Source organism: Streptomyces sp. ICC4 (genome assembly GCF_003287915.1).
Taxonomy (GTDB): domain Bacteria; phylum Actinomycetota; class Actinomycetes; order Streptomycetales; family Streptomycetaceae; genus Streptomyces; species Streptomyces tritrimontium.
Genome location: NZ_CP030286.1, coordinates 1,385,394 through 1,400,647, shown reverse-complemented (window position 1 = coordinate 1,400,647; position 15,254 = coordinate 1,385,394). Strand labels below are relative to the sequence as shown.

Sequence of the window (15,254 nt, the reverse complement as noted above, 5' to 3'; positions counted from 1 at the left end):
CGGTTAGGCATATACCTAGTAGGAATAATCAGGGGAGGTTCTCATGTCCGACATGAAGTCGGTCCTGTCCAGCTTCTGCACCGGGGTCGCCGTCATCACGGCACGCGAAGCCGACGGCCGTCCCGTCGGGATGGCCGTGCAGTCCTTCTCGTCCGTTTCGCTGGACCCGCCGCTGGTCTGCTTCTGCCCGGCCCGTACGTCCACCACCTGGCCGAGGATCCAGGCCGCCGGCGCCTTCGCCGTCAACATCCTCGCCGCCGACCAGCAGGACCTGTGCCGCCGGTTCGCCGTCACCGGGGGCGACAAGTTCGCCGGCGTCGCCTGGCGCGCGGGCGGCAACGGCGCGCCCCTCCTGGACGGGGTGCTCGCCTCCGTCGCGTGCGATCTGGAGGCCGTCCTGGACGGCGGCGACCACGCCATCGCGCTCGGCCGGGTCACCGCCCTGGCGGCGCACCGCGAAGGCGCTCCGCTGCTCTACTTCCGGCGCGCCTACGGGCGCTTGCCGGCCGCGCCGGACTTCCCCGCCCCGTCGGGCTTCCCCGCCGTGCCCGGTCCGCCGGTCCCGGCGCCGCCCGGGTTCCGGCCCGCCGCCAGCGCCTCGATGTCGTCGAGCATGGCGGCGGCGAGGTCGCGCTCGGAGGCGTAGTAGCGCTCCGCCCACTTCAGGGTGAGCGTCGGGTACGCCCACGAGGCCTCGTCCTTGGCCCCGTCCGCGTCGGCCACCGCGCGCCGGCGCATCTTCTCCGCGAACTCCTGGTGCTGTACGAGGACTTCGCGCATCTGCTCCGGCTCCAGCAGGTGGCCCAGCCATAGCCGCAGCATCGGCCCGTGCTTGAGCACCGGCGGGTCGACGGGCGCCTCGCGCGCCCATTCCCGTACGGCCGCCATGCCCTCGCCGGTGATCCGGTACACGCGCTTGTCGCGGGTGCCGGTCTCCTGGGCGACCATCCGCGAGGAGGCGTAGCCGGCCTTCTCCAGCCGCTTGAGCTCGCTGTAGATCTGGCTGAAGGACGGGCTCCAGTAGAAGAAGCGCAGCGACCAGTCCGACCACTTCTTCAGGTCGTAGCCGGAGAGCTCCTCTCCGAAGGAGAGCAGCCCGAGCACAGCCCAGCTGGTTGCCGGGAGCGTGCGCTTGTTCGTCTCGTCTGCCGCCTGGTTCGCCACGCAGCGCAGTCTACGACCGGTCTTCGCGGTGACTCTTCCCCCGGTGAAGTATGACTGCTAGAAGTATTCCTAATCGAAATACATCGTTCACGTGCCGTGCCCGGTGCACGGCTGGGAGGTTCCCCATGAAGTTCTCGATGATCTTCGAGGCCCAGCTCGTCGACCCGACCCCCGAACGCGAACGCCAGGTCATCCACGACTGCGTCGAACAGGCCGTGTTCGCCGAGGAGATGGGCTTCGACCGGATCTGGGCCGTCGAGCACCATGCCCTCACCCAGTACGCCCACATGAGCGCCTCCGAGATCTTCCTGACCTGGGTCGCCGCCCGCACCCGGAGGATCCGCATCGGCCACGGCGTCGTGACCATGCCCTTCGGCTACCAGCACCCCGTGCGCGTCGCCGAACGCGCCGCCATGCTCGACGTGCTCTCCGGGGGCCGCGTCGACATCGGCGCCGGGCGCGGGGCCACCCGCCAGGAGATGTCCATGTACGGGGTCCGGCCCGAGGACACCTACCCGCAGATGGAAGAGGCGCTGCGGATCTTCTCCTCGGCCTGGCGCGAGGAGCGGTTCGAGTGGCACGGCTCCATCGACATCGGACCCGGCGCGATCCTGCCCCGCCCGGTCCAGGGCCCCCACCCGCCGCTCTTCATGGCCTGCTCCAAGCACGACACCCTCAAGCTCGCCGCCGAACTGGGCATCGGGGCACTGGTGATGGGCTTCGCCGGCGCCGACGACGTCCGCGCGATGCGCAAGGTGTACGACGAGGCCATCGCCACCCGCACCGGCGACCGCTTCGTCTCCACCGAGGTCAACGACCACCTCTCCGCCCTCTGCCCGACCATCGTCCTCGACGACGCGGAGCGCGCCCTGCGCCTGGGCACCCGCGGCCAGCGCTTCTTCGCCGAGTCCATCGCGCACTGGTACGGCAACGCCCCCGCGCCCACCGGCTACTCCGAGGAGGAGAGCGCCGAGGACCACGTGGCCGCCCTGGAGCGCGGCCGCGAGGAGCTCGTCGCCACACTGCACGAGGCGAACATCCCGGCCCGACCCGTGGACACCGGCACCTACAACGCCGAACATGCCTACGGAAACGCCGGGACCGCCATCGCCTACGTCGAGCGGCTGCGCGAGATCGGCGTCGACGAGGTCATGTGCCTGATCCAGATGGGCACCGTTCCGCAGGAGGCGTGCATGGAGACCATCCGCCAGTGGGGCGAGCACGTCATCCCGCACTTCCGCGCGCTGGAGGGCTGAACCGTGTCCGCAGGCTCCGTCCGTCTCGACGGCAAGGTCGTCGTCATCACCGGCGCAGGCCGCGGCCAGGGCGCCGCCGGGGCCCGGCTGTGCGCCGAGGCCGGCGCCCGGGTGGTCGTCACCGACGTCCGGGAGGAGGAGGGCCGCGAGGTCGCCGCCTCGCTGGGCGGCCAGGGGCTCTACGTGCGCCACGACGTGGCCGAGGCGGACAGCTGGGCGCAGGTGGTCCGCGAGGCCGTACGCGCCTTCGGGACCGTCTCGGCGCTCGTCAACAACGCGGCGCTGTGGCGCACGGCCCACGTGGAGCGCCAGGGCCTCGAGGACTTCGAGGCCCTGCTGCGGGTCAACCTGCTCGGCCCCTTCCTCGGCATCCAGGCGCTGGCCCCGGTGCTGCGCGCCGGCGGGGGCGGCTCGATCGTCAACGTCTCCTCCACCGCCGGACTCAAGGGCATCCCGGGCCACGCGGCGTACGGGTCGACCAAGTACGCGCTGCGCGGGCTGACGAAGTCGGCGGCGCTGGACCTGGCCGGGGACGGGATCAGGATCAACTCGGTCCATCCGGGGGCGATCGACACCCCGATGGTCAGCGGGGCGGTCGCGGGGCGGGACTGGTCGCACGTGCCGCTGGGGCGGATCGGGCGGCCCGAGGAGGTCGGGGAGCTGGTCCTCTTCCTCTGCTCGGACGCGTCCTCGTACATCACGGGGGCGGAGTTCACGGTCGACGGGGGGATGACGGCGCGATGAGCGACTCCATGGGCGTCACGATGGGCGGCTCCTTGTCCGGGGCGGCCCGCCGGCTGTGCGACGCGATGTCGGCAGGCTTCCCCGGGCCGGGCGACGTGGCGGCCCTGCGGGCCGCCGCCGCGGCGGGCCGGGATCCGGGCCGGGCAGCGGGCGTGGAGGTGGCCTCGGTGCGGGACGCGGTCGCGGACGGCGTCCCGGTCCGGATCTACGATCCCGCGCCGGGCGCCGCGGGCCGCCCCCTCGTCGCCTGGTTCCACGGCGGGGGCTGGGTGATGTGCGGCCTGGACACCCACGACGCGCTGTGCCGGGCGCTGGCCGCGGCCTCGGGCGCGGTGGTGGTCTCCGCGGACTACCGCCTCGCCCCCGAGCACCCGTGGCCGGCGGCGCCGGACGACGCGCTGACGGTGCTCCTGTGGGCCCGCGCGCGGGCCGCCGCACTGGGCTGCGACCCCGCGAGGCTGGTGGTCGCGGGGGACTCCAGCGGGGGCAACCTGGCGGCCGTGACCGCCCTGCGGGCCCCCGAACTGATCGCGGGCCAGCTGCTGTTCTACCCGCCGCTGGACGCGTCGATGGACTCGCCGTCGGTGGCCGGGTTCGGGGAGGGGTACTTCCACACGGCGGCCCACATGGCCTGGTACTGGGACCAGTACGTCGGCGGCGGCGACCCGGAACACCCGCACGTGTCCCCGCTCCGCGCCCCCGACCTGTCCGGTCTCCCGCGCACGCTGATCGTCCTCGCGGACTGCGACGTGCTGCGGGACGAGGGGCTGGCGTACGGGCGCCGGCTGGGGGAGGCGGGCGTGGACTGCGGCGTCCACCTGGTGCCCGGGGTCTTCCACGGCTTCCTGGGCCTGCCGCTCCCGGCCGCGGCCGGGGTGATCCGGGCGGCCGGGGCGTGGCTGGCGACCACGGCCACGGCCGCGAAGTAGAGGGGGGCTGGGCGGCCGGATTCGAACCGGCGTCCTTCCCTTAGCAAGGGATGCGCTGCCTCTGCGCTACGACCCAGCCCTTGCCCGAAGCTTAGCGCTGTGACCGGAAAGGTCCACCGGGTCGCGGCGCCCGGCACGGCACCTCGCCGCGGCCCCGGCCGCCGCGCACGCGGATATCCCCGGCATGATGTGCGCATGTCGATATCGGTCCCCGGGGTGCTGGCGCGCAACTCCCTCGCCCTGGCAGCGGAGTTCGCCGCCGTCCTGCTGCTGCGCGGCGACCCGTCGCACTGGCTGCCGGTCATGCTGGTGCTGTTCGCCTTCGTGTCCGGGGTGCCGAACGGTACCGAGGCCGGCTTCGTCCTGCGGACGGTGCTCGCGGGTGGGGCGGTGCTGATCGTGTGGTGCGGTGTCCGGGCCGGGGACGAGGTCCCCTGGCAGGTGCTGACCGGGGTCCTGGCCCTGATCCAGACGGTCGTGTTGACCCGGATCTCCCGCCGCTGACCGGTCCGCCGGCCGGTCAGCGGACCGGGGCGGAGGCTAGAGCCGCTCGATGATGGTGACGTTGGCCTGGCCGCCGCCCTCGCACATGGTCTGGAGGCCGAAGCGGCCTCCCGTGCGCTCCAGTTCGTGCAGGAGCGTCGTCATCAGCTTGACGCCCGTCGCGCCCAGGGGGTGGCCCAGGGCGATCGCGCCGCCGTTGACGTTGACCCGCTCCGGGTCCGCGCCGGTCTCCTTCAGCCAGGCCAGGGCCACCGGGGCGAAGGCCTCGTTGATCTCGACCAGGTCGATGTCCGAGAGGGACATGCCGGTCTTCTTCAGGGCGTAGGCCGTCGCCGGGATCGGCGCGGACAGCATGCGGATCGGGTCCTCGCCGCGGACCGACAGGTGGTGGATGCGGGCGCGCGGGCGCAGGCCGTGTTCCCGTACCGCCCGCTCGGAGGCCAGCAGCATCGCCGCCGCCCCGTCCGAGACCTGGGAGGAGACCGCCGCCGTGATCGTGCCGCCCTCCATGACCGGCTTCAGACCCGCCATCCTCTCCAACGTGGTGTCGCGGCGCGGGCCCTCGTCGACCGATACCCCGCCGTACGGCACGATCTCCCGCTCGAAGCGCCCCTCGTCGATCGCCCGCAGCGCCCGCTGGTGGGAGCGCAGGGCGAAGCGCTCCATGTCCTCCCGCGAGATGCCCCACTTCTCCGCGATCAGCTGGGCGCCGTGGAACTGGTTGATCGGGGAGTCCCCGTACCGTGCCCGCCACCCCGCCGACCCCAGGTACGGGCCTTCGGTGAAGCCCAGCGGCTCCGCCGCCTGCCGCGAGGCGAAGGCGATCGGGATCATCGACATGTTCTGGGTGCCGCCCGCGACCACCAGGTCCTGCGTTCCGGACATGACGCCCTGGGCCGCGAAGTGCACCGCCTGCTGCGACGATCCGCACTGCCGGTCGATGGTGACGCCCGGGACCTCCTCGGGGAGCCCCGCCGCCAGCCAGGCCGTGCGCGCGATGTCGCCCGCCTGCGGCCCCACCGTGTCGAGGCAGCCGAACACCACGTCCTCGACGGCCGCCGGGTCGATCCCGGACCGTTCGACGAGGGCCTTGAGGACGTGCGCCCCCAGGTCGGCCGGGTGGACCTCGGACAGGCCCCCCTTGCGCCGGCCCACCGGGGTGCGCACCGCTTCGACTATGTAGGCCTCGGGCATCAGAACTCCTCAGGGGTATGCGGGGTTACGTGCGTGTGGCGATGCCGTCCAGCACCATCGACAGGTACTGGCGGGCGATCTCCTCGGGACTGTGCTGGCCGCCCGGCCGGTACCAGGACGCCGCCACCCACACCGTGTCGCGCACGAAGCGGTAGGTGAGGCGAATGTCCAGGTCGGCGCGGAAGACCTCGGCGGCGACCCCGCGCTCCAGCGTCCCCAGCCACGCCTTCTCGAACTTGACCTGCGAGTCGGAGAGGTAGTGGAAGCGGGGCTGGGCGGAGAGGTGCCGGGATTCCTTCTGGTAGATCGCGACGGCGGCGCGGTGCCGGTCGATCTCCCGGAACGATTCGGTGACGAGGGCCTCGATGGTCTGCCGGGGTCCGAGACCGGCGGCGAGGACGGTGTCGTACCCCTCCCACAGCTCGTTCAGGAAGGCGGAGAGGATCTCGTCGAGCATCGATTCCTTGGAATCGAAGTGGTAGTAGAGGCTGCCGGCGAGCATCCCGGCGGCATCGGCGATCTTGCGGACGGTGGTGGCGTTGTAGCCCTGCGCGGCGAAGACCTCGGCGGCGGTGTCGAGGAGTTCGCGGCGGCGTTCGGGCGACGCCGTCACCTGGGGCTTCTTCTTGGCTGTCGGCTTGTTCGTTGGCACGCGCCCATTCTGGGCCAGCGGGAGCCGGGTCCGGTCGGCACGGCTTCCGCTAGGCGCGCTGACTGCTGACCGACACGGTCTCGCCCGTCATGTACGACGAGTAGCCGCTGGCCAGGAAGACGATGACGTTGGCGACCTCCCACGGTTCGGCGTACCGCCCGAAGGCCTCCCGGGCGGTGAGCTCGGCGAGCAGCTCCTCGCTGGTGACCTTCACCAGGTGCGGGTGCATGGCCAGGCTCGGGGCGACCGCGTTGATCCGTACGCCGAACTCCGCAGCCTCCAGCGCCGCGCAGCGGGTCAGCGCCATCACCCCGGCCTTGGCGGCGGCGTAGTGGGCCTGCCCGGTCTGGGCGCGCCAGCCGACGACGGAGGCGTTGTTGACGATGACCCCGCGCCCGGTGCCGGCGGCCCGCAGGGAGCGCATCGCGGCGCGGGTGCAGCGGAAGGTGCCGTTCAAGGTCACGTCCAGGACCCGCGACCACTGGTCGTCGGTCATGTCGACGAGGTTCGCCGTCCCGCCGAGGCCCGCGTTGTTGACGACGATGTCGAGGCCGCCGTGCGTCTGTTCGGCGAGCGCGAACAGCGCTTGGACCTGCTCCTCGTCGGTGACGTCGCAGGGCAGGGAGGCGACGCGGTCCGCGCCGAACTCCGCGGCCAGCGCGTCCTCGCTCTCCTTCAGGCGCCGGGCGTGGGCGTCGCTGACGATCACGCGGGCGCCCTCCTCCAGGAACCGCCGTGCGGTGGCCCCGCCGATGCCGGCTCCGGCGGCGGCGGTGATGACGGCCGTCCGGCCCGCCAGCAGCCCGTGCCCGGACACGTACTCGGGTGCGTTCACGCCCGTACCTCCTTGGGAAGGCCGAGGATGCGCTCGGCGAGGATGTTGCGCTGGATCTCGTCCGAGCCCGCGTAGATGGTGTCGGAGCGGGAGAAGAGGAAGAGCCGCTGCCAGTCGTCGAGGTCGTACGGGTCCCCGTGCGCGCCGGCGGCGACGAGCGAGGCGGCGCCGCACACGTCCATGGCCAGTTCGCCCAGGTCCCGGTGCCAGCGGGCCCAGTACAGCTTGGCGGCCGACGGGGCCGCGCCGGGCCGCAGGGCGCCGGCGCGCATGGTCTCCAGGCCGATCCAGGCCCGGACGAGCCGGTCGCGGATCAGCGGATCGGCCATCGCGCCGTTGCCGCGGGCCAGTTCGGCCAGGTTCTCCAGCTCGCGGCGGAAGCCGACCTGCTGGCCGAGGGTGGAGACGCCGCGCTCGAAGCCGAGGGTGGCCATGGCTACGGCCCAGCCCTCGCCGGGGGCACCCACGAGGTGGGCGGCGTCGGTGCGGGCCCCGTCGAAGAAGACCTCGTTGAACTCGCAGGTGCCCGTCAGCTGGGTGATCGGCCGGACCTCCACGCCCTCCTGGTCCATCGGGACCAGGAGGTAGGACAGTCCCGCGTGGCGCCGTGAGCCGGGCGAGGTGCGGGCCAGGACGAAGCACCACTGCGACTGATGGGCCAGCGAGGTCCAGATCTTCTGGCCGTCCACCACCCACACGCCGTCCACCAGGGCGGCCCGGGTGCGGACCCCCGCCAGGTCGGAGCCGGCGCCGGGCTCGCTGTAGCCCTGGCACCACAGTTCCTCCACGGCCCGGATGGGCGGCAGGAAGCGCCGCCGCTGCTCCTCGGTGCCGTGGGCGATGAGGGTGGGGCCGAGGAGCTGCTCGCCGATGTGGTTCACGCGCGCGGGCGCGTCGGCGAGGGCGTACTCCTCGTGGAAGGCGATCTGCTGCCCGGTGCTCGCGCCGCGGCCGCCGTATTCGACGGGCCAGCCGACGCAGGTCCAGCCGTGGGCCGCCATGTGCCGCTCCCAGGCGAGGCGTTCGTCGAAGGCCTCGTGCTCGCGGCCGGGTCCGCCGCGGCCCTTGAGGTCGGCGAACCCGCCGGTGAGGTGGGCCCGTAGCCAACTCCGAACCTCGGTGCGGAACTCCTCGACGCTGCTCATGGCCGTACGTTAACCTACCAAACACTTGTTAGGGAAGTTTGTGAAGGACGGAAGCTCCGTGAGCGAAGGAAGCCGGATGCCCGCTGCCCCCGACCCCGAGACGCCGGTGCTCTACGAGCGCCGCGGCCCGGTGGCGTACGTGACCATGAACCGCCCCCGCTACCGCAACGCGCAGAACAGCGCCATGACCTACGCGCTCGACGACGCCTTCTACCGGGCCGCCGACGACCCGGAGGTCAAGGTCGTGGTCCTGGCCGGCGCCGGCGAGCACTTCTCGGCGGGCCACGACATCGGCACCCCGGACCGCGACGCGCACCTGCCCTTCGAACGCCGCGCCGGCCTGTGGTGGGACCACTCGCGGCGCCCCGGCGCCGAATCCCGCTTCGCCCGCGAATCCGAGGTCTACCTCGGCATGTGCCGCCGCTGGCGCGAGCTGCCCAAACCCGTCATCGCCTCCGTCCACGGCGCGTGCGTGGCCGGCGGCCTGATGCTCGCCTGGGTCTGCGACCTCATCGTGGCGGGCGAGGACGCCTTCTTCGCGGACCCCGTCGTCCGCATGGGCATCCCGGGCGTCGAGTACTTCGCGCACCCGTGGGCGATGCCCCCGCGCATCGCGAAGGAGTTCCTGTACACCGGCGACCGGATGTCCGCCCGGCGCGCGTACGAGATCGGCATGGTCAACCGCGTCGTCGCACGGGCCGAACTGGCGCGGGAGACCGACCGCCTCGCCCTGCGGATCGCCGAGATGCCGAGCTTCGGCCTCGCCCTCACCAAGCGGGCGGTCAACCAGGCCGAGGACCTCCAGGGCCTGCACTCGGGCATGGACTCCGTCTTCGGCCTGCACCACCTCGCGCACGCCCACAACGCCGAGACGGCCGCGGACTCGCTCGGCGGCATGAACATAGCCGCCATGAAGGAGGCGAACAGCTGATGGACCTGAACCACGCGCCGGACGTCCAGGCCTTCCGCGCCGAAGCGCGCGCCTGGCTGGCCGCCCACGTCCCCGCCTCCCCCCTGCTCTCCCTGGAAACCGCGGAGGGATTCGCCGCCCACCGGGACTGGGAGGCCCTCCTGCACGCCCACCGCTGGTCGGTGGTCTCCTGGCCCGAGGAGTACGGCGGCCGCGGCGCCGGCATCGAGCACTGGCTGGTCTTCGAGGAGGAGTACTGGGCCGCCGGCGCCCCCGGCCGGGTCTCCCAGAACGGCATCAACCTCCTCGCCCCCACCCTCTTCGACCACGCCACGGACGAACAGCGCGCCCGCGTCCTGCCCTCCATGGCGAGCGGGGAGACGATCTGGGCCCAGGCCTGGTCCGAGCCGGAATCCGGCTCCGACCTCGCCTCCCTGAAGTCCCGGGCCGTGCGCACCGAGGGCGGCTGGCTGCTGTCCGGACAGAAGACCTGGTCCTCCCGGGCCGCCTTCGCCGACCGCGCCTTCGGCATCTTCCGCACCGACCCGGACGCCCCGAAACCGCACCAGGGGCTCACGTACCTGATGTTCGACCTGCGCGCCCCCGGCGTCACCGTGCGGCCCATCGGCCGGCTCGACGGCAAGCCCGCCTTCGCGGAGCTCTTCCTCGACGAGGTCTTCGTACCGGACGCGGACGTGATCGGCGAGCCCGGCCAGGGCTGGCGGATCGCCATGTCGACCACCGGCAACGAGCGCGGGCTCACCCTGCGCGCCCCCGGCCGCTTCCTCGCCGCCGCCGACCGCCTCGTCGGGCTCTGGCGCAGCACCGGCGACCCGGCGGACACCGCGCTCGGCGACCGGGTCGCGGACGCCGTGGTCGGCGCCCGCGCCTACCAGCTGTTCACCTGGGCCAACGCCTCCCGGTTCGCCGCCGGAGAGACCATCGGCGCCGAGTCCAGCCTCAACAAGGTCTTCTGGTCCCAGTACGACATCGCCCTGCACGAGACCGCCCTGGACCTGCTCGGCCCGCACGCGGAGCTCGCCGACGGCGCGTGGGCCGAACCCTGGGTCTTCTCGCTGGCCGGACCCATCTACGCGGGGACCAACGAGATCCAGCGCGACATCATCGCCGAGCGGCTGCTCGGCCTCCCGAAGGGCCGCCGCTGATGCGCTTCCTGCCGACCGAAGAACAGTCGGACTTCGCCCGCAGCCTGCACGGCCTGCTCGGCGCCTCGGACGTCCCGGCGGCCGTACGGGCCTGGGGCGCGGGCGACCACGCCCCCGGCCGGGCCCTGTGGACACGGCTCGCCGGGACCAGCCTGTTCGCCCTCGCCGTCGACGAGGCGTACGACGGGGTGGGCCCGCTCCCGCTGGAACTGTCGCTCGGCTTCGTGGAGCTGGGCCGCGCCGGAGTGCCGGGCCCGGCGGTGGAGACGGCCGCCGCCGCCGTCCTCCTCTCACGGCTCGGGGACGAGGCCCTCGCCAAGCGGTTCCTGCCCGGCCTCGCGGCGGGGGAGACCTCGGCCACGCTGACCCTCCCGGGCGCGGGACCGTACGCGCTGGACGCGGACGCGGCGACGCACCTGTTCACCGTGTCGCCGGCCGGGGAACTGCGCCTGGCCGGCCCCGGCCCGCTCCTGGCCTCCACCGACCCCGCCCGGCGCCTCTGCCTCCCGGAGGGCGGCGGCGAACTCCTGGCGGCCGGCCCGCACGTCACCGCGGCGGCCGCCGCCGCCGGAGACTGGGCACGGCTGCTGACGGCGGCCCAGTGCCTGGGCACCGGCGAGGCCCTGCTCGCCCGCACGGTGGAGTACGCCAAGCAGCGCACTCAGTTCGGCACCGCGATCGGCGGCTTCCAGGCGGTCAAGCACCGGCTCGCCGACACCCTGCTCGGCCTGGAGTTCGCCCGGCCGCTGCTGTGGGCGGCCGCCCTCTCCCTCGCCCCCGAGGAGGTCGCGGCGGCGAAGCTGACCGCGGGCGAGGCGGCGTACGCGGCGGCCATGACGGCCCTCCAGCTGCACGGCGCCGTCGGCTACACCGAGGAGCTCGACCTCTCGCTGTGGCTGCGCAAGGCCCGCCCGCTGCGCGACGCCTGGGGCACGCCGGCCCAGTGCCGGGCGGCGGTCCTCCAGGGGCTCGCGCGGTAGGTGCGGTAGGTACGGGGCGGGGCCGGTGTCCACCGCGGCGGACCCCGCCCGCCCGGGACCCCGTCCTGACAGGCCGTAGGCCCGGCCGGCTACGCCGCGCGGACCAGGCCGGCCTCGTGGGCCAGGATCGCGGCCTGGGTCCGGTTCGAGAGGTCCAGCTGCGTCAGGATCCGCGACACGTACGTCTTCACGCTCGCCGGTGACAGGTGCAGCGCCTGCGCTATCTGCTGGTTCGTACGGCCCTCGCCGACCAGCGCGAGGACGTCCCGTTCGCCGGGGGAGAGGGTGGAGAGCTGCTCGGTGTGGTCGGGGGTGCCGGTCCGGGTGTCCGCCCGCTCCAGCAGGGCCCGCATCACTCCGGGGGCCAGCGCGCTGCCGCCCGCCGCGACCGTGCGGATGCCGGCGAAGAGCTCCTCGGGGCGCAGGTCCTTCAACAGGAAGCCGGCCGCCCCCGCCCGCAGCGCGTCCAGGACCAGGTCGTCCGCCGTGTAGCCGGTGAGGACCAGGACCCGCGGCGGGTCCGGCAGCCGCAGCAGCCGCAGGGTCGCCTCCAGGCCGTCGACCCTCGGCATGACCAGGTCCATCAGCACCACGTCCGGCCGGTGCGTGCGCGCCAGCGGCACGGCCTCGGCCCCGTCGGCGGCCTCCGCGACCACCTCGATGCCGGGCGCGCTCCCCAGCAGGGTCACCAGCCCCGACCGTATGAGGCTCTGGTCGTCGACCACCATCACCCGGATCGCCATGTGACCCACCTCCCCTGAATCCCCGTCTCATCCCGGACATTACCGGCATATCGGGACCTCGGTCCCCACAACCCTCGCTCCCCAGTCCCCTTTTGCCGCCCCGCTTGTCCTCTTTAGGCGACTTCGGAGACCCCCTCTCCTCCCGGACGGTGGTGACCGAGGCCGAACGCACCGCCGCTCCATCCGCTCCACCGTCTCCACCCGATGCGCCGGCCTCGCCATGTCCCCGACGTCAGGAACCCCGCATGTCTCTCCCCTCTGCCCGCACCTTCGCCGGTCTCGTCGTCGCCGGCATCGCCGCCCCCGCCGCCGTGGGTCTCGTGGCACAGCCCGCGTCCGCCGCGTCGGTCGGCACGTGGGACAAGGTCGCCCAGTGCGAGTCCACCGGAAACTGGAGCATCAGTACCGGCAACGGCTACTACGGCGGCCTCCAGTTCTCCTCCGCCACGTGGGCGGAGTTCGGCGGCAAGCGGTACGCCCCGCAGGCCGACCGGGCCACCAAGGCGCAGCAGATCGCCGTCGCCGAGAAGGTCCTCGCGACCCAGGGCCCGGGCCCCTGGCCCGCCTGCGGCAAGCTCGCCGGCCTCCAGCGCGGCGGCCCGGCCCCCGAGGCGCCCAAGGCCCCCGCGGCCCCCAAGGCTCCCGCCGAGGGCACCGGCGCCTCCGCCGCCGGGAAGGCCTACAGCGTCGTCAGCGGCGACACCCTCGGCACGATCGGCTCCAAGCTGGGCATCGGCTGGCAGAAGCTGTACACCGACAACCGCTCCGTGATCGGTTCCGACCCGAACATGATCATCCCGGGCCAGCGCCTCGCGTACGGCTCCGGCTCCGGCGGCGGCTCCGACGCCCCCGCCGCACCGAAGCCCTCGAACTCCTCGAAGAGCGCCGGCGTCCTGCCCGTCTCCGGCGCCACCGTCTCCGCGCGATACCACCAGTCGGGCGGTTGGGCGGCCGGCCACCACACCGGCATCGACTTCGCGGTGTCCACCGGCACCCCGGTCAAGGCCGCCGCCGCCGGCACCGTCGTGTCCTCCGGCCGGCAGGGCGCCTACGGCAACGCCGTCGTCATCAAGCACGACGACGGCCGCCACACCCTCTCCGCCCACCTGTCCTCCGCGACCGCCTCCGCGGGCGAGCGCGTCCTGGCCGGCGAGCAGATCGGCCGGTCCGGCAACACCGGCAACTCCACCGGCCCGCACCTCCACTTCGAGGTCCGCTCCAGCAACAGCTACGGCGCCGACGTCAATCCCGTCACCTGGCTGAACGGCCTCGGCGTCTCCCTGTAGACACCGAGCCGGACCATCGGTGCGGCGTCCCCCCGGGATGCCCCTTCGGCGGAAGGCGGGCAACCTGGGGGGACGTTGTGACGCGCTTCGCGTCATTCATGTGCCCATGGGGGGGTGGTGGAGCCGTGCAGGCTGTGCCCGGTCGCGCCGGACAGCTCCTGGAACGCGGGCTGCGCACCCTGACCGGGGAGAGCGGCGGAGCGCCCGACCCGGTGCGCGCCCGCCGCACCGACATCTGCCTCGCCCTCCTGTGCGGGCTGCTCACCACCCTCAACCTCCACGACGTCCACCGCTTCGGCCTCGTCAGCGACTACCCCACGAGCCTGGCCGCCGGCTGGCTCGCGGCCGCCTCCCTGCTCTGGCGCCGCTCCCGCCCCTGGCTCCCGGCCCTCGTGGCCACCGCCGCGACCGTCGTCTCGGACGACCGCGGCCCCCTCGTCTTCGCCGCCTACGCCCTGGCCGCGTACGGCCGCGCCCACCGCTGGGGCGGGGTCCTGCTGATGGCCGTCGCCTACGCCGCCACCCGCGACCTCTTCCTGCCGCTCGGGTACGCCGGGCGCGACCCCGCCTCCTTCGTGCTCGGCTCCGTCCTCGTGCCCGCGCTGTACGGGGAGACGGTGCGGCGCAACCGGCGCGTCATGGCCGCGCTGCGCGAGCGGGCCCGCCAGGCCCACGCCGCCGTGGACCAGGCGGCCGACCTGGCCGTCGTACAGGAGCGCACCCGTTTGGCCCAGCGCACCCACGACGGCCTCGGCCACCGCCTCACCGCCCTCACGATGCAGGCCGCCGCCCTGCGCCTGGACGCCGGGGCCGACCCCCGCGTGCGGGAGGGGGCCGCGGCCGTGGAGGAATCGGCCCGGGCCGCGATGGCGGAGGTCAGGGAGGTGCTGGACATGCTCACCGACCCCGCGGGCAGCCGGTCCCACACCTCGCCCGTGGACGTCGGCCGCTTCCTCGGCTCCCTGGCGCGGAACATGCGGGCCACCGGCATGGAGATCACCCACCACACGCAGCCCGGCCTCGGGGCCTTCCCGGCGGCCGACGGGCGGCTGCTGCTGCGGATCGCCCGCGAGGGGCTCACCAACGCCGCGAAGTACGCCCCCGGCTCCGCCGTTCGGATGAATCTGTACACCGGGGACGGGGAGGTTCGCCTGGATGTGGTGAACACCGCGCCCGAGGGGGAACGGATCGTCCTCGACTCAGGCGGGATGGGCATTCCGGGGCTCCGGGCGGCCCTCGCGGAGGTGGGCGGCAGACTGCGCTCCGGGCCCGGTCGGGACGGAGGTCACATGCTCGCCGCGACACTCCCCGACCGACGTGTGCTAGCTTAGAGCTCGTTGCAGTTGTGGTACCCATGAACTTTATGTGCGCCTGACGGGAATGCTCCGACAGGCGCTTTTATTGTTTTGCCGGAATCTCCGGATGGGGCCCTTTGCCGCCTATTCAGGAGATTCAAAAATGGCACTTGGCACCGTGAAGTGGTTCAACTCGGAAAAGGGCTTCGGCTTCATCGAGCAGGACGGTGGCGGCCCGGACGTCTTCGCCCACTACTCGAACATCGCCACCCAGGGCTTCCGTGAGCTCAACGAGGGCCAGCGCGTGTCCTTCGACGTCACCCAGGGTCAGAAGGGCCCGCAGGCCGAGAACATCCTGCCTGCCTGACGTATTCAGCACGCCGGGGTCCGCACCGAGTAGGTGCGGGCCCCGGCTTGTCTGCTGTTTCGACCTGTTTGTAGCTTTTGTACG

General features: G+C 73.0%; 16 protein-coding genes, 1 tRNA gene and 1 pseudogene. 11 read left to right on the top strand and 7 right to left on the bottom strand.

From position 1 onward, the window contains the following. Positions 1 to 43: 43 nt before the first annotated feature. Positions 44 to 442, top strand: a pseudogene (locus tag DRB89_RS06320) (flavin reductase family protein); the annotation flags it as partial. Positions 443 to 489: 47 nt separating this feature from the next. Here DRB89_RS06320 and DRB89_RS06315 read toward each other — a convergent pair. Next, positions 490 to 1,173, bottom strand: a complete 684-nt coding sequence (locus DRB89_RS06315) for a PadR family transcriptional regulator (RefSeq protein ID WP_112447928.1) — start codon at positions 1,171 to 1,173, stop codon at positions 490 to 492. 116 nt (positions 1,174 to 1,289) lie between these two features. Here DRB89_RS06315 and DRB89_RS06310 point away from each other — a divergent pair, with 116 nt between their 5' ends. From DRB89_RS06310 to DRB89_RS06300, 3 genes are read left to right on the top strand one after another with little or no spacing between them, the layout of a single operon-like run. Continuing rightward, on the top strand, positions 1,290 to 2,420 hold the full coding sequence (locus DRB89_RS06310; protein WP_112447927.1) for an LLM class flavin-dependent oxidoreductase: 1,131 nt from the start codon (positions 1,290 to 1,292) through the stop codon (positions 2,418 to 2,420). A 3-nt stretch (positions 2,421 to 2,423) separates the two neighbouring features. Continuing rightward, positions 2,424 to 3,164, top strand: a complete 741-nt coding sequence (locus DRB89_RS06305; RefSeq protein ID WP_112447926.1) for a glucose 1-dehydrogenase — start codon at positions 2,424 to 2,426, stop codon at positions 3,162 to 3,164. Then, on the top strand, positions 3,161 to 4,093 hold the full coding sequence (locus DRB89_RS06300) for an alpha/beta hydrolase (RefSeq protein ID WP_239516032.1): 933 nt from the start codon (positions 3,161 to 3,163) through the stop codon (positions 4,091 to 4,093). The genes DRB89_RS06305 and DRB89_RS06300 overlap by 4 nt, the downstream gene beginning before the upstream one ends. A 5-nt stretch (positions 4,094 to 4,098) precedes the next feature. Here DRB89_RS06300 and DRB89_RS06295 read toward each other — a convergent pair. Continuing rightward, a tRNA-Ser gene (locus DRB89_RS06295) sits at positions 4,099 to 4,171 on the bottom strand. 117 nt (positions 4,172 to 4,288) lie between these two features. On the opposite strand from DRB89_RS06295, the gene DRB89_RS06290 reads away from it, so the two are divergent. Then, entirely contained in the window at positions 4,289 to 4,597 is a 309-nt protein-coding gene (locus DRB89_RS06290) for a hypothetical protein (protein WP_112447924.1), read from the top strand. 36 nt (positions 4,598 to 4,633) lie between these two features. Here the strand turns inward: DRB89_RS06290 and DRB89_RS06285 are convergent, their stop codons facing one another. Genes DRB89_RS06285 through DRB89_RS06270 form a run of 4 tightly spaced genes read right to left on the bottom strand, consistent with a single transcriptional unit; the run spans position 4,634 to position 8,423 of the window. Beyond that, entirely contained in the window at positions 4,634 to 5,791 is a 1,158-nt protein-coding gene (locus DRB89_RS06285) for an acetyl-CoA C-acetyltransferase (protein WP_112447923.1), read from the bottom strand. Positions 5,792 to 5,816: 25 nt separating this feature from the next. Then, a complete protein-coding gene (locus DRB89_RS06280; protein WP_112447922.1) occupies positions 5,817 to 6,443 on the bottom strand; it encodes a TetR/AcrR family transcriptional regulator in 627 nt (208 codons plus the stop codon). Between the two features lie 49 nt (positions 6,444 to 6,492). Then, positions 6,493 to 7,278: an SDR family oxidoreductase gene (locus DRB89_RS06275; RefSeq protein WP_112447921.1), complete on the bottom strand. Its 786-nt coding sequence runs from the start codon at positions 7,276 to 7,278 to the stop codon at positions 6,493 to 6,495. After that, positions 7,275 to 8,423, bottom strand: a complete 1,149-nt coding sequence (locus DRB89_RS06270; RefSeq protein WP_112447920.1) for an acyl-CoA dehydrogenase family protein — start codon at positions 8,421 to 8,423, stop codon at positions 7,275 to 7,277. The genes DRB89_RS06275 and DRB89_RS06270 overlap by 4 nt, the downstream gene beginning before the upstream one ends. Positions 8,424 to 8,499: 76 nt before the next feature. On the opposite strand from DRB89_RS06270, the gene DRB89_RS06265 reads away from it, so the two are divergent. From DRB89_RS06265 to DRB89_RS06255, 3 genes are read left to right on the top strand one after another with little or no spacing between them, the layout of a single operon-like run. Then, on the top strand, positions 8,500 to 9,354 hold the full coding sequence (locus DRB89_RS06265; protein ID WP_112447919.1) for an enoyl-CoA hydratase: 855 nt from the start codon (positions 8,500 to 8,502) through the stop codon (positions 9,352 to 9,354). Further along, positions 9,354 to 10,499 (top strand): acyl-CoA dehydrogenase family protein, encoded by a 1,146-nt coding sequence (locus DRB89_RS06260; RefSeq protein ID WP_112447918.1) that lies wholly within the window; start codon positions 9,354 to 9,356, stop codon positions 10,497 to 10,499. Before DRB89_RS06265 ends, DRB89_RS06260 begins: the two co-directional genes overlap by 1 nt. Continuing rightward, positions 10,499 to 11,479, top strand: a complete 981-nt coding sequence (locus DRB89_RS06255) for an acyl-CoA dehydrogenase family protein (RefSeq protein ID WP_112447917.1) — start codon at positions 10,499 to 10,501, stop codon at positions 11,477 to 11,479. Before DRB89_RS06260 ends, DRB89_RS06255 begins: the two co-directional genes overlap by 1 nt. 89 nt (positions 11,480 to 11,568) lie before the next feature. Here DRB89_RS06255 and DRB89_RS06250 read toward each other — a convergent pair whose 3' ends face one another. Then, a complete protein-coding gene (locus tag DRB89_RS06250; protein WP_112447916.1) occupies positions 11,569 to 12,222 on the bottom strand; it encodes a response regulator transcription factor in 654 nt (217 codons plus the stop codon). A 245-nt stretch (positions 12,223 to 12,467) separates the two neighbouring features. Between DRB89_RS06250 and DRB89_RS06245 the strand changes: the two genes are divergently transcribed. The 3 genes from DRB89_RS06245 to DRB89_RS06235 all read left to right on the top strand — a co-directional run bounded on the left by DRB89_RS06245 (position 12,468) and on the right by DRB89_RS06235 (position 15,170). Next, on the top strand, positions 12,468 to 13,508 hold the full coding sequence (locus DRB89_RS06245) for a transglycosylase family protein (RefSeq protein ID WP_112463230.1): 1,041 nt from the start codon (positions 12,468 to 12,470) through the stop codon (positions 13,506 to 13,508). Positions 13,509 to 13,633: 125 nt separating this feature from the next. After that, entirely contained in the window at positions 13,634 to 14,839 is a 1,206-nt protein-coding gene (locus DRB89_RS06240; RefSeq protein ID WP_162688485.1) for a histidine kinase, read from the top strand. 127 nt (positions 14,840 to 14,966) lie between these two features. Further along, the gene (locus DRB89_RS06235; protein WP_112447913.1) at positions 14,967 to 15,170 is read left to right on the top strand and encodes a cold-shock protein; all 204 of its coding nucleotides are present in this window, start codon (positions 14,967 to 14,969) and stop codon (positions 15,168 to 15,170) included. Positions 15,171 to 15,254 lie beyond the last annotated feature (84 nt).

Bases quoted from the DNA above. Each gene is read 5' to 3' on its own strand.
- DRB89_RS06255 (WP_112447917.1), top strand. From the start codon at position 10,499: ATGCGCTTCCTGCCGACCGAAGAACAGTCGGACTTCGCCCGCAGCCTG.
- DRB89_RS06235 (WP_112447913.1), top strand. From the start codon at position 14,967: ATGGCACTTGGCACCGTGAAGTGGTTCAACTCGGAAAAGGGCTTCGGC.
- DRB89_RS06245 (WP_112463230.1), top strand. From the start codon at position 12,468: ATGTCTCTCCCCTCTGCCCGCACCTTCGCCGGTCTCGTCGTCGCCGGC.
- DRB89_RS06290 (WP_112447924.1), top strand. From the start codon at position 4,289: ATGTCGATATCGGTCCCCGGGGTGCTGGCGCGCAACTCCCTCGCCCTG.
- DRB89_RS06270 (WP_112447920.1), bottom strand. From the start codon at position 8,423: ATGAGCAGCGTCGAGGAGTTCCGCACCGAGGTTCGGAGTTGGCTACGG.
- DRB89_RS06310 (WP_112447927.1), top strand. From the start codon at position 1,290: ATGAAGTTCTCGATGATCTTCGAGGCCCAGCTCGTCGACCCGACCCCC.
- DRB89_RS06285 (WP_112447923.1), bottom strand. From the start codon at position 5,791: ATGCCCGAGGCCTACATAGTCGAAGCGGTGCGCACCCCGGTGGGCCGG.
- DRB89_RS06300 (WP_239516032.1), top strand. From the start codon at position 3,161: ATGAGCGACTCCATGGGCGTCACGATGGGCGGCTCCTTGTCCGGGGCG.
- DRB89_RS06260 (WP_112447918.1), top strand. From the start codon at position 9,354: ATGGACCTGAACCACGCGCCGGACGTCCAGGCCTTCCGCGCCGAAGCG.
- DRB89_RS06265 (WP_112447919.1), top strand. From the start codon at position 8,500: ATGCCCGCTGCCCCCGACCCCGAGACGCCGGTGCTCTACGAGCGCCGC.
- DRB89_RS06250 (WP_112447916.1), bottom strand. From the start codon at position 12,222: ATGGCGATCCGGGTGATGGTGGTCGACGACCAGAGCCTCATACGGTCG.